This is a genomic window from Corynebacterium sp. ES2775-CONJ (assembly GCF_024814515.1).
Classification (GTDB): Bacteria; Actinomycetota; Actinomycetes; order Mycobacteriales; family Mycobacteriaceae; genus Corynebacterium.
Genome location: NZ_JANUXT010000001.1, coordinates 32,684 through 59,426 on the forward strand (window position 1 = coordinate 32,684; position 26,743 = coordinate 59,426).

At 54.2% G+C, this 26,743-nt stretch carries 22 protein-coding genes; 20 read left to right on the forward strand and 2 right to left on the reverse strand.

Going from position 1 to position 26,743, the window contains the following annotated elements; translation table 11 throughout:
- Positions 1–34 precede the first annotated feature (34 nt).
- From NXT01_RS00160 to ileS, 19 genes are all read left to right on the forward strand, one after another.
- Positions 35–409 (forward strand): DUF3040 domain-containing protein, encoded by a 375-nt coding sequence (locus tag NXT01_RS00160; protein ID WP_259076077.1) that lies wholly within the window; start codon positions 35–37, stop codon positions 407–409.
- A gap of 480 nt (positions 410–889) precedes the next feature.
- Positions 890–1,321 (forward strand): division/cell wall cluster transcriptional repressor MraZ, encoded by a 432-nt coding sequence (gene mraZ, locus NXT01_RS00165; RefSeq protein WP_259076079.1) that lies wholly within the window; start codon positions 890–892, stop codon positions 1,319–1,321.
- 171 nt (positions 1,322–1,492) lie between these two features.
- Positions 1,493–2,515, forward strand: a complete 1,023-nt coding sequence (gene rsmH, locus NXT01_RS00170; RefSeq protein ID WP_259076081.1) for a 16S rRNA (cytosine(1402)-N(4))-methyltransferase RsmH — start codon at positions 1,493–1,495, stop codon at positions 2,513–2,515.
- Positions 2,512–3,186 carry a hypothetical protein gene (locus tag NXT01_RS00175; protein WP_259076084.1) on the forward strand — a complete coding sequence of 225 codons (675 nt, stop codon included), beginning with the start codon at positions 2,512–2,514 and terminating at the stop codon, positions 3,184–3,186. The genes rsmH and NXT01_RS00175 overlap by 4 nt, the downstream gene beginning before the upstream one ends.
- A gap of 146 nt (positions 3,187–3,332) precedes the next feature.
- On the forward strand, positions 3,333–5,198 hold the full coding sequence (locus tag NXT01_RS00180; protein ID WP_259076086.1) for a penicillin-binding protein 2: 1,866 nt from the start codon (positions 3,333–3,335) through the stop codon (positions 5,196–5,198).
- A 73-nt stretch (positions 5,199–5,271) separates the two neighbouring features.
- Positions 5,272–6,780 carry a UDP-N-acetylmuramoyl-L-alanyl-D-glutamate--2,6-diaminopimelate ligase gene (locus tag NXT01_RS00185; protein WP_259076088.1) on the forward strand — a complete coding sequence of 503 codons (1,509 nt, stop codon included), beginning with the start codon at positions 5,272–5,274 and terminating at the stop codon, positions 6,778–6,780.
- Complete coding sequence (gene murF, locus NXT01_RS00190; protein ID WP_259076090.1) at positions 6,777–8,249, forward strand: UDP-N-acetylmuramoyl-tripeptide--D-alanyl-D-alanine ligase; 1,473 nt, start codon at positions 6,777–6,779, stop codon at positions 8,247–8,249. Before NXT01_RS00185 ends, murF begins: the two co-directional genes overlap by 4 nt.
- Before the next feature lie 3 nt (positions 8,250–8,252).
- Entirely contained in the window at positions 8,253–9,350 is a 1,098-nt protein-coding gene (gene mraY, locus NXT01_RS00195; RefSeq protein WP_259076093.1) for a phospho-N-acetylmuramoyl-pentapeptide-transferase, read from the forward strand.
- Positions 9,351–10,724 carry a UDP-N-acetylmuramoyl-L-alanine--D-glutamate ligase gene (murD, locus tag NXT01_RS00200; RefSeq protein WP_259076105.1) on the forward strand — a complete coding sequence of 458 codons (1,374 nt, stop codon included), beginning with the start codon at positions 9,351–9,353 and terminating at the stop codon, positions 10,722–10,724.
- 16 nt (positions 10,725–10,740) lie between these two features.
- Positions 10,741–12,195 carry a putative peptidoglycan glycosyltransferase FtsW gene (locus NXT01_RS00205; RefSeq protein WP_259076108.1) on the forward strand — a complete coding sequence of 485 codons (1,455 nt, stop codon included), beginning with the start codon at positions 10,741–10,743 and terminating at the stop codon, positions 12,193–12,195.
- A gap of 81 nt (positions 12,196–12,276) precedes the next feature.
- Positions 12,277–13,353 carry an undecaprenyldiphospho-muramoylpentapeptide beta-N-acetylglucosaminyltransferase gene (murG, locus tag NXT01_RS00210; RefSeq protein WP_259076111.1) on the forward strand — a complete coding sequence of 359 codons (1,077 nt, stop codon included), beginning with the start codon at positions 12,277–12,279 and terminating at the stop codon, positions 13,351–13,353.
- Positions 13,354–13,379: 26 nt separating this feature from the next.
- The gene (murC, locus tag NXT01_RS00215; RefSeq protein WP_259076114.1) at positions 13,380–14,801 is read left to right on the forward strand and encodes a UDP-N-acetylmuramate--L-alanine ligase; all 1,422 of its coding nucleotides are present in this window, start codon (positions 13,380–13,382) and stop codon (positions 14,799–14,801) included.
- Positions 14,802–14,826: 25 nt separating this feature from the next.
- The gene (locus NXT01_RS00220; RefSeq protein WP_259076126.1) at positions 14,827–15,483 is read left to right on the forward strand and encodes a cell division protein FtsQ/DivIB; all 657 of its coding nucleotides are present in this window, start codon (positions 14,827–14,829) and stop codon (positions 15,481–15,483) included.
- Between the two features lie 212 nt (positions 15,484–15,695).
- Entirely contained in the window at positions 15,696–16,901 is a 1,206-nt protein-coding gene (ftsZ, locus tag NXT01_RS00225; protein WP_259076128.1) for a cell division protein FtsZ, read from the forward strand.
- A gap of 5 nt (positions 16,902–16,906) precedes the next feature.
- Positions 16,907–17,653 (forward strand): peptidoglycan editing factor PgeF, encoded by a 747-nt coding sequence (gene pgeF, locus NXT01_RS00230; protein WP_259076130.1) that lies wholly within the window; start codon positions 16,907–16,909, stop codon positions 17,651–17,653.
- Between the two features lie 133 nt (positions 17,654–17,786).
- The gene (locus NXT01_RS00235) at positions 17,787–18,212 is read left to right on the forward strand and encodes a cell division protein SepF (RefSeq protein ID WP_259076131.1); all 426 of its coding nucleotides are present in this window, start codon (positions 17,787–17,789) and stop codon (positions 18,210–18,212) included.
- 122 nt (positions 18,213–18,334) lie between these two features.
- A complete protein-coding gene (locus tag NXT01_RS00240) occupies positions 18,335–18,622 on the forward strand; it encodes a YggT family protein (protein WP_259076133.1) in 288 nt (95 codons plus the stop codon).
- A 324-nt stretch (positions 18,623–18,946) separates the two neighbouring features.
- Positions 18,947–19,852 carry a DivIVA domain-containing protein gene (locus NXT01_RS00245; protein WP_259076135.1) on the forward strand — a complete coding sequence of 302 codons (906 nt, stop codon included), beginning with the start codon at positions 18,947–18,949 and terminating at the stop codon, positions 19,850–19,852.
- A gap of 307 nt (positions 19,853–20,159) precedes the next feature.
- A complete protein-coding gene (ileS, locus tag NXT01_RS00250; protein WP_259076138.1) occupies positions 20,160–23,318 on the forward strand; it encodes an isoleucine--tRNA ligase in 3,159 nt (1,052 codons plus the stop codon).
- A gap of 46 nt (positions 23,319–23,364) precedes the next feature.
- Here ileS and NXT01_RS00255 read toward each other — a convergent pair whose 3' ends face one another.
- Positions 23,365–24,252 carry an SGNH/GDSL hydrolase family protein gene (locus tag NXT01_RS00255; RefSeq protein ID WP_259076139.1) on the reverse strand — a complete coding sequence of 296 codons (888 nt, stop codon included), beginning with the start codon at positions 24,250–24,252 and terminating at the stop codon, positions 23,365–23,367.
- Positions 24,253–24,350: 98 nt separating this feature from the next.
- Between NXT01_RS00255 and NXT01_RS00260 the strand changes: the two genes are divergently transcribed.
- Positions 24,351–25,736, forward strand: a complete 1,386-nt coding sequence (locus NXT01_RS00260) for a DNA polymerase IV (RefSeq protein ID WP_259076142.1) — start codon at positions 24,351–24,353, stop codon at positions 25,734–25,736.
- On the opposite strand, the gene NXT01_RS00265 is transcribed toward NXT01_RS00260, so the two are convergent.
- On the reverse strand, positions 25,733–26,674 hold the full coding sequence (locus NXT01_RS00265) for an asparaginase (protein ID WP_396124697.1): 942 nt from the start codon (positions 26,672–26,674) through the stop codon (positions 25,733–25,735). The genes NXT01_RS00260 and NXT01_RS00265 overlap by 4 nt on opposite strands.
- Positions 26,675–26,743 lie beyond the last annotated feature (69 nt).

Here is a 26,743-nt window from a genome sequence, read left to right on the forward strand (position 1 = left end):
ATATATCGCTGCATTGCGTACCAAGGGAGGCGCCGTGTCACTTTCCGAGCACGAGCAAGAATTACTCAAGGAGATCGAACGGTCGTTGCTGGCGGAGGATCCACATTTCGGTAAGTCGGTCCCGCGAGGCGAAGCTCATAGCGCGCTGAGCTTCAGGGGCTTTGCAGTTATCGTCATTGGCCTTGTGATGTTGGTCGGTGGGGTAGCACTTAGTCAAATCTCCCTATGGCTGGTTGCCCTCAGTATTGTCGGCTTTGTGGTGATGGTGGCTGGCGCTATCTGGATGCTCAGTGGAGATGGTGCTTCTAGTGGTTTAACGAAGAGAGAGAAAACCCTACCACGGCCGGTCAAAGACGACGGCTTGGGGTCGCGTATGGAAGAGAATTTCCGCAAACGCTTCGAAAAATAAACGCTTTTTATCTCAGCCCTCAAGAGAAATCTTGGGGGTTTTTATTGTGCTCCCCACTTCCCCCCACCATCAATGGCTGGGTTTTAAATTTTTTGGATAGTGCTGGAATGGTTCTCGGTTAAGTTGTGGATGATGGTGCAGTTCGCCACAGAAATATGAGGTTTTTGAGGACTGCTGTTAAGTCTTGTGAATGATGGGTGTGTCTTATACTAGCGGTGTACAACGATACCAATGGGGGAGAATCCAGGGGTGAACTGGCTATAGCTAAAATTTTGCCCCACTCATATCTGCGCAGGTAAAAGCATTTTTTGCGCGCAAGAAAAGGGTGGATTCAATGTTTGGCTACAAAAAGTGGGGGATTGTGGGGTAGAGTGGGGCACGTAGTAAACGGGAAACCTTCGCAGATAAGTGGAGGACACACGATTACTGCCCCTTGATTGTCAACCGAGGCTTGGAAAAGAAAGGTGGGTGCCTGCATCCATGTTTCTGGGAACTTATACCCCCAAGCTGGACGATAAGGGCCGCCTGACTCTTCCGGCAAAATTTCGAGAGGAATTAGCCGGCGGTCTCATGGTGACCAAAGGGCAAGACCATTCCCTGGCGGTCTACCCGAAGGATGAATTTGTCAAACGCGCTCGCAAAGCGGCAGAAGTTTCGCGAACGAATCCTGAGGCACGCGCCTTTATCCGTAACCTCGCAGCAAGTGCGGATGAACAAAGGCCAGATGGTCAAGGACGCATCACTTTATCGGCTCCGCACCGTGAGTATGCGGGTCTTGTGAAGGAATGTGTGGTCATAGGATCCATGGATTTCCTTGAAATCTGGGACGCCGAGGCCTGGGCAACGTACCAAGAAGAAACTGAAGCAGCCTTCGCAGCTGCCGATGGTGATATCTTGGGCGGTTTGCTCTAACGCTGCATCGAGTACGCGGAGTGTACATATGAACTCCATTCTTGATCGTCGTTCTGGTGTACTTCCCCGACATCAGAGCCTGGATCTAATCCAGTGGATGAAGAATGGGGCTCTATGTATACCCCACCAACTCGACTGGCATGACGAAGAGTTCAAGGGAAAGAGACGCTTGTGGTTGACAGCACTACTCAGTTTGATCACACCGCGGCCAATCACGGCCACATACCGGTTATGCGAGACAGGATCGTTGAACTTCTCAGTCCCGCTGTCGAGCTCATGGGCGATAACGCCGTCATTATTGATGGCACCCTAGGTGCTGGAGGGCACAGCGAATCCCTTCTGAACACCTTTACAAGCGTGCATATTATCGGCCTCGACCGAGATGAGCGGGCCCTAGACCAGGCCCGTGAGCGTTTAAAACCCTTTGGCTCTAGGTTTATCGCCTTCAATACTCGCTTCGATCGCTTCCTGCCTCTCTTAAGAGCCTCCGATGCCCCTGGGTGTACCTTATTAAAAGAATTCGGACTCACGGGTGCTCTTTTTGACCTGGGAGTGTCATCGATGCAGCTTGATCAGATTGAGCGAGGCTTTGCCTACCGAGTCGATGCACCCCTCGATATGCGTATGGATGGCAATGACGGGCTCACCGCCGCCGATATTCTCAATACTTACTCCCACGGCGACTTGGCACGTCTGCTCAAGACCTACGGCGAAGAACGCTTCGCTGGAAAGATCGCTACGGCCATCGTGAAGGAACGCGAGAAAGCACCATTTGTTACCTCGGCGCGCCTAGTCGAACTTCTCTATGCCACTATTCCCGCCGCGACTCGCCGCACTGGTGGTCACCCCGCAAAAAGGACATTCCAGGCCCTACGCATTGAGGTGAACAAGGAGCTCGAAGCCATCGAGAATGTACTTCCCGTCATCACTGATCTTTTAGCTCCAGGCGGGCGATGTATCTTTATGGCCTATCAGTCTCTTGAGGACAAGATCGTGAAGAATTACTTCAAAAAAATTACGGCGGACACTACACCCTTGGGGCTACCGGTTCATTTGCCTGATGATTCTCCTCGCTTCAAACTTCTGACCCGGGGAGCGGAGAAAGCTTCTGCTACTGAAATTGATACCAATCCGCGTTCCGCCCCTGTTCGGGTTCGGGCTGTGCAAGCAATAAAAGAAGGCATAGGATCATGAATGCAACGACCATCGAGCCCCGCAAGCGCACTGGTCAGTCTCGCGACTTAAGCAAGGGGTCTATGCAGAGCTCTCGACTTAGCACGCTAGCACCTCCTCAGCGCCCCGTGGTTACCCGCACGGTGACTGCCCCTCAAAGGCGCTTCCAACATAAGAGTGGCTCAAAGCAACAGTTCACACACCGTGGTCGCCGAATCGAACGCCCGCAAGCTAATCGACGCGCGGTGTATACGGTTGTAGGCTTCACCCTCCTCATTCTGCTCGGTTTCCTGGCCGCCTCAATTGTCTCTGGTGTGACCACCCAACAAGCCTTCAGGATCACCGAGCTAAGGATCGCGCAGCAGACTTTGGATAACCAGCTCGAGACGCTCAATAGAGACGTGGAGCGAGCCGCAGCGACAGGTCAAATTGCCCGCCAAGCACAGCGCTATGGCATGGTGATTCCAGATCAGCCAGGTGTCTTAGTGCGCAATCCCGATGGCACCGTAGTCGAACAGCGACCCCCTAGTGATCGCACGCGCCCGATCACCGATATCAACGATGAGTATATGACGTCTAATATCCCCACCAGCGATCCGCTCCACACACAGGGTACGATGGATCAACAGACTACGGCGCCCATCGAGGGTCCCGTGGTGGCAGATATCGCTCCCTATACTGCAGGGAACTAGAGTATTTCGAGGTTCTATAAGCCGTGGATAAGCCGAGATCTCAGCGACCGGGACGAGAGGATAGCTCGTCCCGGCTTCGCGGTTACCCGAATCTAGCGCCCGAACGACCTCAGAAAGCGCCACAAAAGACTGCCCCACAAAAAGCAATGCGCCAGCGGATCGCTCTAGTGCGAGTATTAACCGTCGTGATCGCGGTCGTTCTTATCGGGCGAATGGCTTTTATCGATATCGCTTGGGGACCGGAACTAGCCGCCCGCGCCGAACAGCAGCGCACCCGAGTATTCGAGGATCATGCAAAGCGCGGGGAGATTGTTGATAGACAAGGTAAAAAACTCGCATTCACCATGCGATCGAGTATGTTAAGCGTTCACCCGAATCTATTGCGCGACGAGCTTCCCTATGTGATCAAAATGGATCTGATCAAAGAAGGCAAGTGGGGCAGCATAGCCGTTAAAGATCGCGATAGCGTCCTTGAGGGCCTCGTCGATACCTATCTGCGCAATTATGCAACAGAAATAGCTTCCATCATCACCGAGAACGCAGCCTCCCATCATGACGTCTCCGCCAAGGAGATCTATCAGACGCTGACTAGCGACAGTACCTACTCGGTTCTGGTCGCTCGGGTAGACCCAGATATAGCGCAGATGGTTGCCGATAAGTTCTTCGGCATTGTGGTGGAGAATAAATTTTTAAGGGAATACCCTAACGGTGCCATTGCCTCTAATGTCTTAGGCAAAGTAAGCCCCCAGGGTGCGGGGCAGTTCGGCTTCGAAGCCTCGCGAGATTTTCTTCTCGCTGGCCGCGATGGCCAGTACACGTACGATGTTTCAAATGGGGGACCCGTCATCCCGGGTACTCGTCGCGATAAGACCCTGCCCGTCGACGGAGGAAGCGTTACCCTCACCCTCGATTTGGATCTGCAAACCTATGTGCAACAACAACTAGAACAAGCCAAAGCAAATTCTTTAGCACAGAGCGCATCAGCAGTTGTTCTCGACGCCCACACCGGTGAAGTTCTGGCTATGGCTAATACGGACGCCGTTGATAACACCGGTGATCTGCAAAAGCAACTCGACGAAGGCAAGAATTTCGGAAATCCTACGATATCCGAGCCCTTTGAACCTGGATCGGTAGCTAAGATCATTACTGCCGCCGGCGTCATTGAGGATGGTGTGAGCACGCCCGATGAGGTGCTCACCGTCCCAGGATCCATCCACATGGCGGGAGTCAGCGTCAAAGATGCGTGGGACCATGGACCAGTGCCCTATACCACTACTGGGATTTTTGGAAAATCTTCCAATGTAGGAACCCTCATGCTAGCCCAACGTCTTGGCGAGCAGCGCTATGGGGATTTACTCAAGAAATTTGGCATTGGACATCCCACGGGCATTGAATTGCCTGCCGAGTCGGAGGGACTCTTACCGCCGATCGAACAGTGGTCGGGAGGAACCTTCGCTAATCTTCCCATCGGCCAAGGCATGAGCTGGACATTGCTTCAAATGGCTGGAGTTTACCAAACTCTCGCTAATGGCGGTGAGCGTATCGAACCTCGCATTATCGCTGAAGCCCGTGATACTTCAGGCACCGTTATTGAACAACCGGAACCTCGAAGAGTTCGGGTAGTGAGTAAGGAAACGGCGCAAACCGTGGTAGATATGTTCCGCTCTGTCACCCAATCCGATCCCAGTGGACTGCAACAAGGAACCGGTAGCACGGCAGCGATTGCGGGTTACCAAATCGCCGGAAAGACTGGTACCGCACAGCAGGTTGATCCCCTCACCCAGGCCTATTCCAATTCCGCATACTGGATCACTTTCGCCGGTATCGCTCCAGCGGATGACCCCCGCTTCGTTGTGGCCCTTATGTTAGATCGGCCGCAACGTGGTGTTCACGGTGAAGGCGGGCAATCAGCAGCGCCGCTCTTCCACGATATTGCGAGCTGGCTTCTCGATCGCGATAATATTCCGCTGAGTCCCCCCGATTCAGGTCCGATGATCCTGCAGGTTCCTTAGCAACCGGCGAATCCCCCCCCCTTATATAGGGCTACCGAGCAAAAAATACAATGTGGAGAGAAGGTTAGTGACAGTGCAGAATCAGCAGCAAGGAATCACCCTATCGATTCTTGCCGACATTGCAGGTGCGACTCTGGTGAACGCAGACGCAGCACGGGGAGGGATCACTGGCATTAGCCTCGACTCGGCGTCGGTGCAGGAAGGTGAAATCTTTGCCGCTTTACCAGGCACCCGTGTCCACGGCGCCCAGTTTGCAGGCTCCACCGCGGCAGCAGCTATTCTCACCGATCGCAAAGGATTGCTCATCCTTGAAGATGAAGGAGAACAGCGCCCCATTTTAGTGGTGGAGGATATTCGTTCCATTCTCGGCCCCGTCGCCAGTTATATATTTTCCGACCCTTCTGCTGATTTAACCGTTATTGGTATCACCGGCACATCTGGAAAGACCACCACAAGCTACCTGTTAGAGGCTTGTCTCATGGCAGCGGGGAAAAAGGTTGGCATTATTGGCACCACGGGCACGAGGATTAATGGCGTGAAGGTGCCTACCTCACTTACCACCCCAGAGGCCCCAACTCTGCAAGCCCTTTTCCACCAAATGCTCGATAGCGGTGTGACCCACGTGGTTATGGAGGTATCCTCCCACGCTCTTATGCTAGGGCGTGTCAATGGGGTTCATTTTGATCTCGCAGGGTTTACTAACCTTTCTCAAGACCACCTTGATTTCCACCGCTCCATGGAAGAGTACTTCGAGGCTAAGGCCCTTTTATTCGATCCCCAATCAGCCATCCACGCATCTCGAGCCGTTATCAACACCGACGATGAATGGGGAAAGAAAATGCTGCTCAGAGCGGGTTCGCTAGCCCGTGCTTTAAGGACTGTGGACAATTATACGAGCCAGAGCACTCACTATGAGGTCACCGGCATTCGCAGTGCCAAGGCGGGATCTCAGGAGTTTAGCTTTAATTCGGTACCAGTTGTCCTTCCTATGCCAGGGCGTTTTAATAGCGCGAATGCGGGCCTCGCCCTAGCCCTCGTCGATAGTCTCGGACTCGATATATCAGCGGCAGTCAAGGGCTTAGCTACCGTCGGGGTGCCCGGACGCATGGAACGTATCGACGGTGGTCAAGATTTTCTGGCTGTGGTTGATTATGCGCACAAACCAGCAGCAGTACAGGCCATATTAGAGACCGTGAGAGCACAAACTCAGGGTCGTGTGGGCATTGTTCTTGGCTGCGGCGGGGACCGCGATGAATCTAAGCGGGCAGTAATGGGTCAGATAGCTGCAGGGCTTAGCGATCTTTTGGTGGTCACCGATGACAATCCGCGCTCGGAGGATCCAGCACAGATCCGACAGGCCATGCTCACTGGGGCACGGGAAGAAAAGGAGAGCGGTGACGTCATAGAAATCGGGGATCGCAGAAACGCAATAGAATACGCAGTGAATTGGGCTCAGCCTGGTGACTCGATCATTATCGCTGGAAAAGGGCATGAAGTAGGACAGCTGGTCAACGGAGTCAATCACCACTTTGACGATAGGGAAGAACTAGCCCTGGCCATAGAAAAGAGATCCCGCAAATGATCGCCATGAGCTTAAATGAGATCGCCACCGCCGTGGGCGGAATTGTCGTGGACGCCACCGGCTCCGAAATCGTGGATGGGTCAGTGGAATTTGATTCGCGGGCAATCAAACCAGGCGATCTTTTTCTAGCAATACCAGGAGCCCGCGTAGATGGCCATGACTTCGCACAACAAGCACGGAAGCGGGGAGCCCAGGCCGTCATGGGCTTGCGGCCTACGGGCGTACCCACGGTCGTTGTCCCGCATATCGGCCCCGCAGATAGCAATTCATATGCCACAGAGCACGACCAGGACGGTTCGGTAAGCAGTGTGCTCGCCGCTTTAGCCACACTTGCTCACCACCTGATCACCCGTCTTGACCAACTCACCGTGATCGGCGTTACTGGCTCGGCCGGCAAAACAAGTACCAAAGATATCATCGCCAGTATTGCGCGACTCGCGGGAGAAACCGTCGCGCCACCGGGCTCCTTTAATAACGAAATTGGCCACCCCTATACCGCCTTACGCTGCACCGAAAGCACCCGGTATCTTGTCGCAGAACTTAGTGCGCGCGGACTCGGACACATCGCTCACCTAGCTCAGGTCGCACCTCCACAGATTGGAGTGGTGCTCAATATAGGAAGCGCCCATATGGGGGAATTTGGGTCGAAAGAAATTATTGCTCGCGCCAAAGGAGAGTTGGTCGAAGCTCTCGACCCTCAAGGGGTAGCCGTGCTCAACGCGGACGACCCCTTAGTCATGCAGATGCGCCAAAGGACATCCGCGCGGATTCTCACCTTCTCCACGAAAAAGCCGGCCGATCTGTGGGCCAGTGATATCAGCCTTGATAAGCTCTCACGGGCCCGGTTCACGTTGCACTACGGTGGCGAAAACGCGGTTATCCACCTCAATATTTTCGGTGCTCATCAGGTTTCTAATGCTCTTGCCGCCGCGGCTGCGGCCGTGGGAGCGGGAATCGCCTTTGCAGATATCGTCGCGGGACTAAATTCTCACCAAGGGACATCAGCTAACCGTATGGATGTCAATATTCGCCCAACGGATAACCTAGTGGTCATCAACGATAGCTACAACGCCAACCCGGAATCTATGCGCTCAGGTATCGATGCAGCTATAACAATGCGCACTCATCGGGTAATCGCAGTGCTCGGGGCCATGGGGGAACTAGGCGATGAAGCACTTGCCGCCCACCGCGAGATTATCGACTACGCCGTCAATCAGGGGATCGATATCGTCATAGCGGTAGGTCAAGACCCAGCTGCGGCAACAATCTATTCTCATGCCCTCACCCGGGGAGTAGAAAGTTACCAAGAAATGACCCCGGACGCCGCGGCAGCACGAGTCGAAGATATCTGCCACGAGTCCGACGTGGTATTTATTAAGGCTTCACATGCATTGGGCCTCTGGGAGGTAGCAGATAGGCTGCTTCCTCATAACCGCATAACGATAGAAGATAACCAGGAAAGTACATAACCCATGACCCAGATTATTATTGCCGCGCTTAGTAGTTTTATCATCGCTATGAGCCTGACCGGGGTCTTAACAAGCAAATTTAGGGCCTCAGGGATCGGCCAAGAGATCCGGGAGGAAGGTCCAGAGTCCCACCAAACAAAGAGGGGTACGCCCACAATGGGTGGCCTTGCCATTGTGGTATCCATCGTACTCGCCTATGCTTTCGCCACGGTCTACGGGGCTCTGAACGGTCATGGCGGTCCGAGTGCCAGTGGCATCATCGCCCTCGCCTTAGTCCTTGCGCTCGGGGGACTGGGTTTTGCCGATGACTATATTAAAATCTTTCGTCAGCGCAATCTAGGTTTAACGAAGACACAAAAATTAGTGATCCAAGCTGTCATCGGAATCTGCTTCGGGATCGCCATCGTTTTGTTCCCTAATGAGGATGGGCTTAGTCCCGGAAGCACTCATCTCAGTTTTGTGCGTGATATAGACACCATCGATCTTGCCTTCGGTGGGGGCTTGGGCATGATCATTTTTGTGCCCTTCATCTACTTGGTGGTGGCCGCATGGTCGAATGCAGTGAATTTGACCGATGGCTTGGACGGGTTAGCGGCGGGCATCTCAGTGCTCGTCTTCTCAGCTTATGCCGTCATCACCTTTTGGCAATATCAAAACTCCTGTAGTGTCGCAGCCGTACCCGGCTGTTATGACGTACGAGACCCCCTCGATCTAGCCATCATCGCCGCCAGCGGCATTGGGGCGAGCCTCGGCTTCTTGTGGTGGAACCGCAACCCTGCCCGAATCTTCATGGGCGATACCGGATCCATGGCGCTCGGCGGCATGGTGATCGCACTTTCGGTTATGAGCCGCACCGAATTACTGGGCATCATCATCGCTTTGATCTGCGTTCTCGAAACCATCTCCGTCATCATTCAGGTCGCAGTTTTCCGCACCACGGGGAAGCGATTCTTCAGAATGTCCCCGCTGCACCATCACTTCGAAAAAGGGGGCTGGCGCGAAATCCATGTGGTGTGGGGCTTCTGGGCCTTCACTCTGCTCAGCGTCGGAGTAGGGCTAGCGATTTTCTTCAGCGAATCTCTCTCCTACGGAGTCAACTAAATGAATATCACTGGACCAATTCTCGTAACCGGAGCCGGCGTATCTGGTACCGCTATGGCACGCCTGCTCAGCAACCAAGGCCATGACGTAACCCTTGTAGACGCCAATGAGACCGCACTCGCCATCGCCCTGGAGCTCACCGGAGTCCCAGGTATTACTCCCGAACGGGCGCACCACGCACTAGCGGATACCGCCCTCATAGTAACGTCACCAGGGTGGCGCCCTGACACTCCACTTTTTGACGCTGCCGCTCAGCGCGGTGTCACAGTCATAGGCGATGTGGAGTTGTGCTTCCGCCTTGATCAGGCTGGCTTCTTTGGACCTCCTCGCACATGGATGGCAGTCACAGGAACTAATGGGAAAACCACCACGACCTCCATGCTCGCTGCAATGATGCGAGAGTCAGGGGCCAAGGCCCAAGCGGTGGGCAATATCGGGGTATCAATCGCGGAGGCCCTGGAGGCGAGCGAGCGAGTCGATATTGTGGTCGCCGAATTATCGAGTTTCCAACTGCACTGGGCTGAGGACCTGAGACCCCATGTGGGTGTATTGCTCAATCTTGCTGAAGATCACCTCGATTGGCATGGCTCCATGCAGGCCTATTGTGAGGATAAAGCCAAAATTCTCACCGCAGAGCACGCGATCGCGGGCGCCGATGACGTCGCTAGTCGTCCCTTCATCTCCAAGGCTAACGTAACCTTTACGGCGGAGGAGCCCCGCAAAGGTCAAATAGGTGTGCGTAATTCTAAGATTTGTGACCGAGCTTTTGCCGAAGAAGAGTATATCGCTCCCATAGCGGGGATTCAGCCACCGGGACCTGCCGGACTTTACGATGCTTTAGCTGCCACCGCCGCTGCACGCGCTGTGGGCGTTGAGCCCCAAGCCATCGCTCGCGCTCTAAAGAATTTTCAAAGCGCTGGCCACCGCGGCCAGGTCATCGCTTACGAGCGAGGCATCCAAGCGATCGATAATTCAAAAGCAACCAATCCTCACGCCGCAGACGCCGCCCTCGCCGGTCACGATTCCATCTTATGGGTTGCCGGTGGACAACTTAAGGGCGCCGATATTGACGGCTTGGTTAAGAAATATGCAGCTCAATTAAAGGCCGTAGCACTTCTTGGTGTCGATCGTGAGACCATCGCCCGTGCTGTGGCACATCATAGGCCTGATATAGAGGTCTATTCCATTGCAGAAAAAGATCCCGTTATCGCGATGGACGACGCTGTCGCCTGGTTAAGTGACAGAGCCTGCGCCGGCGATAGCCTGATTTTGGCGCCCGCCGCTGCAAGCCTAGATATGTACACCGGAATGGGCCAGCGAGGGGATATCTTTAGCCAAGCGGCAAAGAAGTACCTAGCAGAGCATCACCAATGAGAAGAGGGTTCAGACCATGACAGCGAAGTCCACAGCGCGCCCAGGCCTCTGGCACCAGCTCACGATGAGGCTAAAAGACAATAGCGCACGACCCTATTTCGACTATGTCAATATTTTAATAACGGTGGCGCTACTTGCCACCATAGGCCTCATCATGGTCTCAAGTGCGGCCGTGGCAAAATCCGAACGAGAAGCCAATAGCGTGTGGACTCTACCGCTGCACCAGCTCACCATGGTGTCCCTCGGCTTTGTAGCCCTGTGGGCAGCCTTAAAGATCCGCCCTCAGGTAGTAAGGCGACTCAGCTCAGCTATTCTCGCCGTTTCCATCTTGCTACTCATCCTCGTCCTCATTCCCCAGGTCGGAACGGGATTAGCGGAAACGGGCTCGCAGTCATGGATAACCCTAGGGCCGCTGACCATTCAGCCTTCGGAAATCGCTCGCGTTGCCATTGTTATGTGGGGCGCCGATAAACTAGCCGGAAAAAAATTGCGGATGACCTCAATGCACGAACCGCTAGTCCAGTACCTCGTGGTATCCGCAGTGATGGCGATGCTCATCGTCGCTGAGCACGACCTTGGGATGGCAATCAGCTTCATGCTCGTCGTTGTGGTTTTGCTATTCCTCGTGGGTGTGGACATCCGTTTCCTTGGTGCCATGGGGATGCTGTTGGTCATCGGAGTCATCGGACTCTCGCTGTTTTCTACCCAATTCAGAAAAGACCGCATTACGGTATTTCTCAATATCTTCTGGGGCAAATTTGAGGACTCTACCCATTCATCCTTCCAGTCCTATCAAGGTCTACTCTCCATAGCAGAAGGAGGGATCACGGGAGTAGGAATCGGGCAATCACGTGCTAAGTGGTTCTACCTCCCAGAGGCTCATAATGACTTCATCTTCGCCATAGTTGGTGAAGAGATCGGGCTGATCGGTGGAGTTCTTCTCATTTCCTTATTCGCTTGGTTGGGCTATATCGGGCTGCGTATCGCTCAGAAATCTTCCAGCCCTTATCTCAGCCTCCTGTCCTCCACACTTGTCATGGCTGTCGTGCTCCAAGCCTTCATTAATATCGCCTACGTAGTGGCCCTGCTCCCCGTGACGGGTATCCAATTGCCTATGATTTCATCGGGTGGAACCTCGGCGATCATTACTCTGGGCGCCATGGGCCTCGTTGCGAGCGCGGCGCGTCATGAAAGCGATGCAATCTCAGCGATGCAGGCAAATGGCCGGCCCTGGATCGACCGGGTATTGTTGCTCCCTGAACCCCACCTTGAGGGCCTCGACCGCCCAGGCGCTGCACGCCCTCGGACGGGAACAAGGGCAAGCCACACACCAATAACGCGGCAGCTACCTGCGCGCAATCAGCGTCGGACACCGCCACAGCCAACTCAACCACGACAGGCTCGTGGGCGCCGTCACATGAACGGGGACTCGCTCAGGCGATCACCGCGCCGAGAATATCCCCGCTCATAGTTCTGAGCAAAAGCCAATTCAGATCAACCTCGGAGCGCATACCAGCGGTTCGATGCGATGGAGACTAAACTGAGAACAATTATGACTACAAAGACAGTGAATATCCTCGTCGCTGGCGGTGGCACCGCCGGGCATATCGAACCGGCACTCGCAGTGGCGGGGGAGTTAAAAAGCCGCGGTTATAACGTCATAGCCTTAGGTAGTCCCAAAGGATTAGAGAAGAACCTCATACCGGCACGCGGCTTCGAGCTGCGCATGATTCCGCCGGTACCCGTACCGCGCCGGGTGAATAAAGACCTGATGAAACTCCCATTCAGGCTCCTGGATACCATTCGGCAGACTCGTCGTATCCTCACTGATAATGACATTGATGTAGTGGTGGGATTCGGGGGGTATGTAGCAGCGCCTGCATATTTAGCGGCGCGCAGTCTAGGTCTGCCCTTTGTGGTTCATGAAGCAAATGCACGGGCTGGCCTAGCCAATAAACTGGGCCAAAAAATTGGTGGCCTAGGGTTGAACGCCGTTAAAGGCTCTGGGATGCCCGGGCGTGTGGTCGGTATCCCTATTCGCTCATCACTTGGTAGTGATAGTGATATTCGTGCGGCTCGTGAGCGTGGACAGTCGCTGTGGAACCTCGATGAAACGCGCCATACTTTACTCGTCACTGGTGGCTCTCAGGGGGCGAAGTCGCTCAATGATGCCATTGAACAGCACGCCGATGAGCTTATCGCTCGCGGATATCAGATCCTCTTGGCACACGGGCCCAATAATACCGCTCCCACTGCTCGGGAAAACCTGGTGAGCGTGCCTTATATCGAAGATATGGCGGCTGCCTACCAGGTTGCAGATCTCATCGTGTGCCGCTCTGGAGCTATGACGGTGGCAGAAATTACCGCCGCAGGAGTCCCCGCGCTCTATGTACCGCTTCCTCATGGCAACGGAGAGCAGGGGCTCAATGCGCGAGCCGTGGTTGATGCAGGTGCTGCCCGCATTATTGCAGATCACGAACTATCCGACCGCCTGGTTGATACGGTGGACGCATTGCTGCGTGACCCCGATGCACTGCAGCGCATGCGTGAGGCCGCAAAGATCTCTGGGGTGGGTAATGCCAGCCATACGATCGCCGATATCGTGGCCGATATCGTTGCTCGATCATAGTCATAGTTAAAGAATTGGAAGATAGCATGGTCACCTCGCATGATTTGTCCCGAGTTCACCTAGTGGGAATTGGAGGCGCCGGTATGTCAGGGCTTGCCAGTATCCTTCTTGAACGGGGGCTTGTGGTATCTGGATCGGATATCAAAGAATCTCCGGCTCTTGGTGATTTGCGTACCTTGGGCGCCCATATCGCTGTCGGACACGCAGCTGACAACCTCACCCTCTCAGGTCAGCTCCCTACTGTGGTTGTCACCTCATTCGCCGCGATCCCACCAGATAATCCAGAATTATCGCACGCCAACTCACTTGGTATTCCAGTGATTCGGCGCTCCGATCTCCTGGGAGAATTGATGGCCGATAAAACGCAAATCCTCATCGCCGGAACCCATGGCAAAACCTCGACCACCTCGATGGCCGTCGTAGCGATGCACCACGCGGACATGGATCCCAGCTATGCGATCGGTGGGCAACTCAGCGATTCAGGCAAGAATGCCCATCACGGTCTCAGCCAGTTCTTCATAGCTGAGGCGGATGAATCGGATGCGTCGCTGTTGCGGTATAGCCCCGATATTGCGGTAGTAACCAATATGGAGCCCGATCACCTCGACTATTACGGCTCCAATGATGCGTATATGCAGGTATTTTACGATTTCGCGGAGAGAGTAGATTCCGGAGGTACGTTGATTGTCTGCCTCGATGATCCAGCTGCCGCACAGTTGGGAGAGGACTTTAAGGACTTCACGGTGGTATGGGGATATGGCACACCAGAGGCAGCCGCACAGCATCCCGACATTGCTCATACGATCGTTGAATCGATGAGCACCGGCACCGATCACACCACCGCCGTGCTGAAGATGGGGGAGCGGTCGATGCCTATCAGCCTGAGCATTCCAGGCCAGCACATGGTGCTAAATGCTGCGGCCGCCGTGACCGCAGGCGTGGCCGCTGGGGGGGACTTCGCTGCTTTGGTTCGCGGAATTTCTGCCTTCGGTGGGGTGCGCCGTCGTTTTGAATACCGTGGTAGTGCCAACGATATTGATCTCTACGACGATTATGCCCATCACCCCACGGAAGTTGCGGCCGTGCTGCAAGCCGCACGAGAGAGAATAGCCGCTCGAGGCCACGGACGCTTGGTTGCTGTGTTTCAACCCCACTTATATTCCCGTACTCTAGAATTTTCCTCGGAATTCGCCAGCGCCTTATCGCTTGCAGATCGTGCCTATGTCTTGGATATTTATGGCGCCCGCGAGGAAGCTGTAGAGGGAGTGGACTCACAGATTATCACCTCGGCTATGACTATCCCAGCTAGCTTTGTGCCAGATTTTTCCGCAGCCGCAGCCACTATCGCGCCACAGTTGCAACCAGGCGACCTGGTGATCACGATGGGGGCAGGAAGCGTGACCATGTTGGGAGCGTCCCTTTTACACGAGCTAACCACCGGTGCCTAGGACCTGGAAAGGATCGATTTATCTGATGATGGCGAAAAAGATATCACTGACCTTGGTAGGCATAGGGTCAATATGCCTCATTCTCTTCGCCATCGCCTTTTTCTTCCCCGTATTCACGGTTAAGGAGATTATCTCCCAAGGTAGCCAGCACACCCACGCCGAAGATATCCAGAACGTCACCGATCCGCTGATCGGTACGAATACGGTGCGAGTAGATACCCAGGATATTGCTCAGGATCTCGTTGCCTTGCCGTGGGTACTGACGGCCACAGTAAAAACCCAGCTTCCGAGCACCGTGGCAATCGAAATCGTTGAGCACGAGCCAGTGATGTACGAAGCTAAAGAGGACGGGGATCACCTCATCGACCGTCAAGGGCGGGTCTTTGTCGTCGAACCGCACCCCGAGGGGCTCATTGCAGTGACAGGGGTGACCGATGACCAGGGCTACCGCGATATCCTGGGGGTAATCGAGAGTATTGGCGTTGCGGAGCGGTCGGCGATTGCGGAGATCCAAGCACCGTCGGCAAGCAGTATGGCACTCCTTCTTAAGGATGGAAAGCGGGTTTTTTGGGGTAGCAATGAGAATAGTCATGATAAAGCAATCGCTTTGTCGGTAGCGGTGACTCGACCCGAGCAAACCATTGATATCTCAGGTGCGCCGATCGTTTCTGTCGTCCCTTAGAAATATCGAGCCGCAACGCTAAAATCGCATGTCAAAACTCTAAAGTTTAGGTTGAGGGTATCGACACGCCACGAAAATGTACCAAGAATTTTTGGGTTCGTCCGCGAAGATAGAAGCTACAAACCTTCACGCTTTCTGGTTGACCACAGCCCGAAAGGGTGACAGCTAGATTAATACGAGCACAAGAATTTCCAGAAAGGCGAGTCTTCTTTATGACTTCCCCAGATAACTACATCGCCGTAATGAAGGTCGTTGGTGTTGGCGGCGGTGGCGTCAATGCAGTCAACCGCATGATCGAAGAAGGTCTGAAGGGTGTTGAATTTATCGCCGTGAATACCGATTCGCAGGCACTGATGTTCACCGATGCGGACGTCAAGCTCGATATCGGACGCGAGGCCACCCGAGGCCTTGGCGCCGGAGCTAATCCTGAAGTTGGACGCCAATCTGCAGAAGATCACAAAAAAGAAATCGAAGAAACCCTCGAGGGTGCCGATATGGTCTTCGTAACCGCTGGTGAGGGTGGGGGAACCGGAACCGGTGCCGCCCCAGTGGTCGCCTCTATTGCGCGCAAGCAGGGAGCTCTGACAGTGGGTGTGGTGACCCGCCCCTTTAAATTCGAAGGTCGCCGCCGCACCAAGCAGGCCATCGAAGGTATTGAGAAGCTAGCTGAGGTCTGCGATACCCTCATCGTGATCCCTAATGATCGACTCCTCGAATTGGGAGACGAGAACCTCTCCATGATGGAAGCCTTCCGCGCCGCTGACCAAGTGCTCCACAACGGCGTCCAGGGCATCACCAAGCTCATCACTACTCCAGGCGTTATCAACCTTGACTTCAATGATGTCAAAACCGTGATGGCTAATGCGGGAACCGCCTTAATGGGCGTGGGCTCAGCCAGCGGTGAGAACCGTGTGATGGAAGCCGCCCAGCAAGCGATTAACTCCCCGCTGCTCGAATCCACCATGGAAGGCGCTAAGGGTGTGCTGATTTCAGTGGCAGGCGGATCTGATCTGGGACTTATGGAAGTGAATATGGCGGCGTCGATGGTTCAAGAAAAGGCCGACGAAGACGTCAACCTGATCTTCGGCACCATCTTCGATGACAACCTGGGAGACGAAGTTCGGGTAACCGTCATTGCGGCTGGTTTCGATAACACCGGGGACAACAATTCCACCGACTCTCAGCCTGCCATGGCTGCATCACCTACCCCAGAACCATCACCCACGTCTGGGATTATGGGCTCGGGTGAAAGCGGTGAAAGTCAAGAGAGCTATGATGCGCGCCATCGACGCTACGAATTCTCCTCGGATACCTCCAGTGGCAAAGGGGGTTTATTTACATCGCGTATAAGCGAACCGACCCCAAAGCGCCCCGAGGATGACGACGATCTCGACATCCCCGACTTCATGCGTTACTAGATCATATGCCCAAGCCTGAGGGGCCTCAGGGCCCCGATTTCCCTGCGCGCCCTGTGCGCCAGTTCTTCACGTCCAGGCGTGGAGGCGTTTCCCCAAGCCCCTATGATTCCTTCAACCTCGGAGATCACGTGGGTGACCATGAGGACAACGTGCGCGCGAACCGAGCGCGGCTCGCGCGATTAGTCGGGCTCGACGAACAAAATTTGGTGTGGATGGAGCAGATCCACTCACCCAATATCACCGTTGTCGAATATCCAACAGACCAACCTGTGCCGGCAACGGACGCTCTCATAACCGCGACGCCGAAGCTGGGTATGTGTGTTCTCGTGGCTGATTGTGTTCCCGTTCTCCTGAGTGATCCGCAGGCTCCGCTCGTGGCCGCGGTACACGCCGGGCGCATGGGGGCTCGAAATGGCATTGTTCGCCGTACTGTCGAGCGCATGGTAGAACTTGGAGCAATTCCGTCTCGGATGCATGCCCTCATAGGCCCTGCGGCCTCGGGCGACTTCTATGAGGTGCCGGAGGCTATGGCTGCCGACGTGGAACGACATCTTAGCGGTGCGCGTACAACAACTCTTAAACAGACCCCGGGCCTGGACCTGCGTGCGGGGATCATAAACCAGTTATACGCTCTCGGAGTACGCTCGATTGACTGTGATCACCGATGCACCATCAGTGATCAACAATTCTTTTCTTATCGTCGGGACGGGAATACCGGACGTCAGGCGGGTGTTATTTATATCACTAGTTAATAGAGGCGCACAATTGGGCGTGTTTGTCTCCATGTCCAGCACTGTTACCCGATAATCTGAGTACTTGACAATACTTCCACCACCGCAGTAGCGCTCGAGAGATCGCGGCGCACACACCCGAAAGGTTCCCACTATGTCCTTGTTTAAATCCACCAAAGAATTCTTCTTCGGCGCTGACCCCGACTCCTTCCCATATGACTCTGAGGATGCCTATTTCGAGGAGCCTCAAAGCTATGATCGGACCCCAAGCTACGCTCGTGAGCGCGAGGATCACTATGCCACTCGTACCCGTGTCGAAGCGTCGGTAGTTTCCGTGAAAATCTACCGCAATAATGATGCCGTGAAGATCGGTGAGCCCTTCCGTGACGGGGATGCCGTCGTATTCGACCTCGCGGCCTTGGATGCCAAGGAAGCCAAAGGAATTGTCGATTTCGCCGCAGGTCTTTGCTATGCGTTGCGTGGTCGAATGGTTAAGCTAGAGAACCGTATTTTCGCTGTTATCCCTGAGCACTGCGATCTTGACAGCGAGCAGTTGAAGAAGGCTGCACATATCCACTAATTTCGGCGCTCGATGGTGGAAGTCATCTTTTTAAACCTTGTCACGGTGCACTAGGCTAACTAGTGTACCGAGACAAGGACTTTTTTTGTCCTGTTTATCTGTGAAAGGGCCCGAAGTTCTCCGTGGAAACTATCAAAATTATCCTGTTGTGGGCGATCGAACTTTATCTCTTCGTCCTTATCGCGCGCATCCTGGTTGAGATGATTGTGACATTCTCTCGAAACTACAGTGCGCCTAGCTGGTTCAACCGGCTCTCGGAGGCTGCCTTCGTGGTCACTGATCCGCCAGTCAAGGCGCTCAGACGAGTGGTTCCTCCGCTCCCACTCGGTGGCGTATCGCTCGACGTTTCCATCCTTATCCTTTTCTTCGCCCTCTCGTTTTCCAAGGTTTTAATAGCGGTTTTGCTCTAAACAGTATGTGAAGGTTCGCAAATCCCCCTCCTAGTCTTGACTTTCGTTGAGGCGCTGGGAGGGTTTTTTCTTGGTAATCGCTCATCATAAGTCACCGTTGGGCAGGCACGGGAGTGCACAAGCAATGGGGTAATAACCTGCAATTTACTTATAGAAATTGGTGCGCATATCAAAATAAGGGGCTAATATAAACGGGAGTCCACTTTTAATTAGTCGTGTCTTCATTACCTTTAGCGACTTTAGTGGGTTATTCTAGGTAAGAAATGTAAGTTCGGCGAGCGACAGAGCACGTCGAAATAGATTGAATCTCGAAGGGAAATTTCCATGCCGCTGACTCCAGCCGATGTGCATAATGTCGCATTCAGCAAGCCGCCGATTGGTAAGCGTGGCTACAACGAGGACGAGGTCGATCAGTTCTTGGATCTGGTTGAGGATACCCTCGCCGAGATTCAAGACGAGAACGACGATCTGCGTAAACAAATCGCCGACTTGCAATCGGGTATCGTTCCTCAGGCTGTACCAAGTGGAGCTAACGAGACAGCTATAAGAGCCGAGGTGGAAAACCAGCTCAAGGCCGAATACGAAAAGAAACTCGTCGAACTAGAGTCGGCTGTGCGCAAGGCTCAGACTGAGGCTCAGTCCGCAAAGGACGAACTTGCTGCCGCCCAGAAATCCGCACCTGCTACCATCGCAGCTCCAAGCGGAGAGGCAGCCTCCGCCGATACCCATATGCAAGCAGCCCGCGTACTTGGTATGGCTCAGGAGATGGCGGACCGCTTGACCTACGAGGCAAAGACCGAGTCCAAGTCGCTTCTTGACGACGCTCGCTCCGCGGCTGAGAAACAAGTAGCCGAAGCTGAGGCTTCCGCTAAGGCTACTTTGGATGACGCTCGCGAGCGCTCCGAAAAGCAGGTCCACGACGCTCATATCACCGCCGAGCGTCTCCTTGAGGAAGCGAAAACCAAGTCCTACCAAGCTCTATCCGAGGCCCAAGCTCAGGCAGATGCACAAATTAAGGCCGCTGAGGACAAGGCTAATGCTCTCCAAGCTGACGCAGAGCGTAAGCATACCGAGACCATGGCTACCATCAAGCAGCAGCAGAATGCTCTGGAAAACCGCATTGCTGAGCTGCGCACCTTCGAGCGCGAATACCGTACCCGCCTGAAGACCCTCCTTGAGTCGCAGCTTGCTGAGCTGGAGTCCCGAACCTCCGCTAAGCCAGCTGAGTAGTTCGGTTAGCTTAATGGCCAGTTTCCACCTCGTGGTGGGAACTGGTCTTTTTTTGTCAGGACGCGCTATAATTTATCTCACTATAGGCAACGATCTCGGCTATCACCGGGGGAGCTTCTCGGAAGAACGGAGAAAACCGCACCGAAGTGCGTTTCCTCTCAGTAGAACTGAGCGGGTGGGACCGTCATATCCTCGCAGCAAGAAAAACGAAGCGGAATGCTGATGGCATTCAAGCAGGGTGGTACCGCGCGACACTAGCGTCCCTGCATCTGGTGGAACCCACAAGTTTTTCTTGAAGGAGCGTTGAATGTCCGAATTCGGCAAAGTTTATCCCAAGGTCGATATGACAGGGGGGTCAACCAGATTCCCCGATATGGAAGAGGCAGTACTGAAATACTGGAAGGAAGATTCCACCTTCCAAGCTTCTATCGACCAGCGAGAGGGGCAGGAGGAATACGTCTTTTATGACGGTCCGCCCTTCGCGAATGGCTTGCCTCACTACGGGCATCTTCTGACAGGCTACGTCAAAGATATTATCCCTCGTTATCGCACCATGCAGGGCAATCTTGTCAGCCGTGTGTTCGGTTGGGACTGCCACGGACTGCCCGCAGAGCTGGAAGCTGAGAAGCAGCTGGGCATCAAGGACAAGGGCGAGATCGAGTCGATGGGCCTGGAAAAATTCAATAAGTTCTGCGCCACCTCGGTTCTTCGTTATACCGAAGAGTGGAAGGACTATGTAACCCGACAAGCCCGCTGGGTGGATTTTGCCAATGGGTATAAGACCATGGATCTCGGCTTTATGGAATCGGTCATGTGGGCTTTTAAGGCTCTCTACGACAAGGGCTTGATCTACCAGGGCTTTAGGGTACTGCCCTATTCCTGGGCCGAGCATACTCCTTTATCTAATCAGGAAACGCGTCTCGACGATTCCTATAAGATGCGCCAAGATCCCACATTAACGGTTACCCTGCCGATCACTGGGTTCCGAAAGGGAAGTAGTGCTAATCCCGATCTTGTTGGAGCGGCTGCGATTGCCTGGACCACCACGCCGTGGACCCTGCCCTCCAACTTGGCACTTGCGGTCAACCCCGACGTTGAATATGTGCGCGTCAAGGTGGGCCCATCGGGAGCAGCGGATTTTGTGGGTCAAGATTTCCTACTAGCCCGAGCCCTCGTGGACTCCTACGCGGCTGAGCTTGGGGACTTTGAGATTATCTCAGTTCACCCCGGTACCGACTTGATCGGACTGACCTATGAGCCGGTTTTCAATTATTTCCTTGACCACCCGCATGCCTTCCAGATCATCGGCGCTGACTATGTCACAACCGAAGACGGCACCGGCATCGTACACCAAGCTCCGGCCTTCGGTGAAGATGATATGATCGCCTGCCAGGCCCATGGAATCGATGTGGTGATTCCGGTGGATATGGATGGAAAATTCACCAGCCTCGTTCCTGAATATGAGGGTTTACTAGTCTTTGATGCCAACAAGGAGATCATCAAAGATCTTAAAAAAGCGCAACGGGTGGTGCGCCATCAAACTATTGAGCACTCCTATCCGCACTCGTGGCGCTCCGGTGAGCCGCTGATCTACATGGCTTTGCCGTCCTGGTTCGTGGCGGTCACTAAAGTCCGCGATCGCATGGTGGAGCTCAACCATGAGCAGATCGAATGGATGCCTGCGCATATTCGCGACGGCCAATTCGGCAAATGGCTTGAAGGTGCGCGCGACTGGAATATCTCCCGCAACCGTTACTGGGGATCGCCTATCCCAGTGTGGGTCTCCGACGATGAAAACTATCCACGCATAGACGTCTACGGCTCCCTTGATGAACTTGAGCGCGATTTCGGAGTGCGGCCGACCTCCCTTCACCGCCCGTATATTGATGAGCTCGTGCGTCCGAATCCCGATGATCCGACAGGGGAGTCGATGATGCGGCGCGTTCCGGAGGTTCTTGACTGCTGGTTTGAATCTGGATCGATGCAATTTGCGCAGAAGCATTATCCCTTTGAGAACAAAGAGTGGTTCGACACCCACGCACCAGCAGATTTCATTGTGGAATACTCGGGGCAATCACGTGGCTGGTTCTACACTATGCACGTTCTGGCTACGGCTCTCTTCGACCGCCCAGCGTATAAGAAGGTAGTTGCTCACGGCATCGTACTCGGCGACGACGGTCTGAAGATGAGCAAGTCCAAGGGCAATTACCCGAATGTCAATGAGGTTTTCGATCGAGATGGGTCCGACGCTATGCGCTGGTTCCTCATGTCTTCACCGATCCTGCGTGGCGGCAACCTTATTGTCACCGAGCAAGGCATTCGCGAAGGTGTACGCCAAGCTTTGCTGCCCATGTGGAATGCTTATACTTTCCTCCAACTCTATTCCTCGAAGCCGGCCCAGTGGTCCCTAGATTCCGAGGACGTCCTCGACCGCTATATTCTGGCTAAGCTGCACGATTTGGTGCATAACATCACCACAGCGCTCGATGCAACCGACGTAGCACGGGCCTGTGATGAGGTGCGTTGGTTCTGTGATGCATTGACGAACTGGTATGTGCGTCGCTCCCGTGAGCGTTTCTGGGCGGGCGACGAAGAGCACCCCGAGGCCTTCAACACCCTCTACACCGTGCTTGAGACGCTCACCCGTCTAACCGCGCCACTACTGCCCATGATCTCGGAGGTTATCTGGAGGGCCTTAACCGGAGGTCGCTCTGTGCACTTAACGGACTATCCTCGGGCCAAAGATTTTGCGGCCAATGTGAACTTGGTCGGCGCCATGGATGATATCCGCGGGGTATGCTCGGCGAGCTCCTCTGTGCGAAAGGCTCATAAGCTACGTAATCGATTACCGCTGTCGAAGCTCACGGTGGCTCTTCCTGAGGCAGAACGGCTGGCGGAATTTACTTCGATCATTCGCGACGAAGTGAATGTAAAAAATGTAGAGCTAACTTCGAATGTTGATTCTGTGGGCCGCTTCGAGGCCGTCGTGAATGCCAAGGTAGCTGGTCCTCGCCTCGGCAGGGACGTACAACGGGTGATTAAGGCTGTGAAGGCTGGTAACTACGAAATTCTAGAGACCGGAACCCTGCTTGCCGACGGCATCGAATTGCAACCAGCAGAATTTAGCGAGCGGCTCGTCGCCGCCGATCCAGCCTCGACGGCAGCCATCGAGGGCGTCGGTGGACTGGTGGTATTGGATACGACGCTCTCGGAGGACCTTGAAGCCGAGGGATGGGCCGCTGATATTGTGCGCGGTCTTCAAGACGCCAGAAAGAATAGTGGCTTTGAGGTATCCGATCGCATCAGCGTGGTGCTGTCGGTGCCAGGTGAGAAGGTGGAATGGGCTCAACGCCACCGCGACTTTATCGCTGGCGAAGTATTAGCCACCGAATTCTCTATCGTGAGCAACGAAACCTTGGATCACGAGGTGCTCAGTGGAGTTAGTGCGCACCTGCAGCGCAGCTAGGTTATAAAAAGTTATAAAAAGGAGGCCTTATAGCGAGGCCTCTTTTTTACTGTAGATTCAAATACTCGGCAACCTTGCGAGCCTGGAATTCAGTACCTAATTCGGTGGGGTGTAGCGGCAACATCGGATCGCGCGCCGGAGTATCCACAATGGCTTTGATATAGCGCTGATTCTCAGGTGCACACAAACCGTGCCCAATCGAATCGGTATAGACATCGACGTACTCTACCCCTAAAAGTGGGGCGGCCTCCTGCATTGCGTGATTTAGAGCACGCACGTAGTCGTAGGCACCCACTACAGGTATGGATAGGTGGATCGGAAATCCAAAGCGATCACTACTGATCAAGCAGCCTTGATTATCGGGGCCGACAACTTCGGGATATCCCACCAATAAAATACGCGCCTGCGGAGCTAATTCTTTAATGCGGCTGATCGACTCTTTTATACGAATAATATAATTATCAGTGGTGACAAGGGGCGTTGATCCAGCAAGGCCGTAGTCACGGACACCATTCCAGGATTCATTTCCTCCGATAGTGATGGTGACAATCTGAGTATCGGGGCCGAGAGCTCGAGATGGGGCGGCATTGTTGAGAAGTGTCATCATCGTGGCTTTGACTGGCCGGCCGATATAATCGTCGCGGATGACAGCACCTGAACAGGTGAAATTAGCAAAACTGTTGAAGTATCGAGCAAGCGCTTCTGGGTATGAGATATCCCCATATCGGCAGAATTCATTGGGGTTAAGAATCTCGTAGTGTTCCGTGGTGCTAGGGTTCGCGGCGAAGGAGTCGCCGAGAGCCACGTACTCGGCGCCAGTTCCGGAGCCGATAAGCGTTGTGGAGTGGAGTTTTGCCTGCGCCGGGGTGCAAGTGATGGCGAGCAATATGATGAGTGTGAGGACGTATTTGGTCGATGTTTTTATCGCGTACACATTAATCATATTAGTTGTTTTGACTATCAAATAATAGCCATATTTTCCCTCAAATTTCCGCATTTGCACCTGATAGTGCTTTTAGTACACTTGTTCGCATGGATAAGAGGTGGGTACTGCACATTGATATGGATGCCTTCTTCGCCTCAGTGGAACAGCTCACCAAACCGACCCTCAAGGGACGCCCCGTCCTTGTGGGCGGCACCTCCGGGCGCGGAGTAGTAGCGGGCGCTAGCTATGAAGCGCGTGCCTTTGGTGCCCATTCAGCCATGCCCATGCACCAAGCAAAAAATCTCGTGGGATATAGTGCCGTAGTTATCTCACCCCGGAAAAACGTCTACTCACTAGTATCTCAGCGGGTCTTCCGTATTGTGAAAAATAAAGCGGGTCTCATCGAACAGCTCTCTATCGACGAGGCATTCCTAGAGCCGGAGAACCTACATGGTCAAGAGGCTGAAGAGGTGACAGCGTGGGCTGAAAACTTGCGACAAGCAATCCGCGAAGAAACAGGACTCACGTGCTCTATTGGGTGCGGAAGCGGAAAACAGGCCGCAAAAATCGGGTCTGGTTTGGCGAAACCGGACGGAGTAGCTGTTATTAATCACGAAGATGAGCGCGAAATTCTCGGTGCTCTGCCAGTAGGAAAACTATGGGGAGTCGGACCAGTGGCTTCCCGCCGATTGAAAGATCTAGGGGTTCATACGATTGCCGATTTTGCCGCGCTTGAAGAAAAAGAAGTGGAAATTGCCCTCGGTCGAGCCACAGGGCTAGCTTTGTGGGAGATTGCCCGGGGAAACGACAACCGTCCCGTAGCCCCCCGCGCTATTGCAAAATCTGTGGGCGCCGAATTTACCTACTCAGAAGATTTGATCGCAAAAGACGATGTGGACCAGGCTTTGCAGCGCGCTTTTCGCAGCGCTCACCAACGTTTGCTCAAAGATGGACGAGGAGCGCGCACTGTCAGTGTCAAACTTAAAATGGCCGATCACCACAACGAAACACGCTCCCACTCTTTCCTCTACGCCACCGACGACCAGCAATTATTAGAAAAGACAGCGGAATTGCTCCTCCGCTATCCGCAGGAAGTAGGACCTATTCGCCTCGTCGGCGTATCCTTTTCCAACCTCGAAATGCCGAGCCAGGAGATGCTATTCCCTGAATTGCTGCCCAGTAAACCAGTAGCGTCGGCAGAGTCTGACTACGAGGTCGGAGTCCGTAGCTCGACCCCAGAAATCAGCACCGAGGTTGATATTAGTTCCCACGATAATGGCGGATGGCGCCCCACCCAAGATATCTCCCATCCTGACTATGGTCATGGGTGGATCCAAGGATGTGGACACGGAGTGCTGACCGTCCGTTTTGAAACCCGCGCGACAGGCCCGGGATTTATTAAGACATTCTCAACCGACGATCCCCTCCTAGAGCCGGCTGATCCTATAGCGAGCCTGGCGTGGCCAGACAACCTAGCTGAGGAAGATTTCTAAAAGAGAGTTTCCGGCACACGGCCTGAGGCGATGGCAATCGCGAGGAGCACGCGAGCCTGGGCGCTGCGAAAATAGCGCGAGCCTACGACACCATGGGCCTTGAGAGTACTACCACCGCCCGCCCCGCCGTACAATGCATTCACTTCGCCTCTGGGCACACGCGTGCTTATCACAACGGGAATATTTTTCTCACGGGCGTCGATCAACGCCGCCGCCATCTCAGCACCAACATTTCCGGCCCCCATCGCCTCGACAACAAGACCGTTCGCTCCAGCTGCTAGAGCAGCATCGACAAGAGTGCGCGGAGCCCCAGGATAAGCATAAATAATGTCAACCCGAATATCTTCAAGTGGAACCACCGGCACCGGCTCTGCCCGCTCGGGTTCCTCGGGTGCATTCGTGGCAAAACCGAGGAAGTCTCTGGTATGCCATTTCATCATTCCGCGTGCGGCTAGGACCGCGCGACCGAAGGTGACCAGTACTCCTATATTACGAGCGCTTGAATCTAAAGCGACTATTACAGCATCAGCAAGATTATCGTAGCCGTCATAGTGCTCCGAATCGAACGGTTCCTGGGAGCCAGTAACAACAATCGGGCGAGCGTCGGTGTGGAAGGTATCGAGGGCGATCGCTGTCTCTTCCATCGAATCGGTTCCGTGCGTGACTATGACACCCGTTACCGTGGGATCGCGCAGGGCTTCGTGGCAGACAGTAACGATGGTGTCGATGGTGGCAAAGGTCATGGCGGACGAGTCAATGACGCCAACAGACCTGACCTCAAACGTGCACTGATCATGAAAACGCTGGCGAATCGGGGCGATGAGTTTTTCGCCAGTAATTTCTGGATGGCGAGCGCCGCCGGCATGTGCCACGGAAGCGATGGTTCCGCCGGTGGTCACGACAACAATCTTGGGCAAGGTAGGAGAGCTCATAGATATAGGGTGCCACAGTGGCTGGTGGTGCGAGAATTTTTCGCCCTGAGGATATTCCTGCGATAGTCTAGAGGG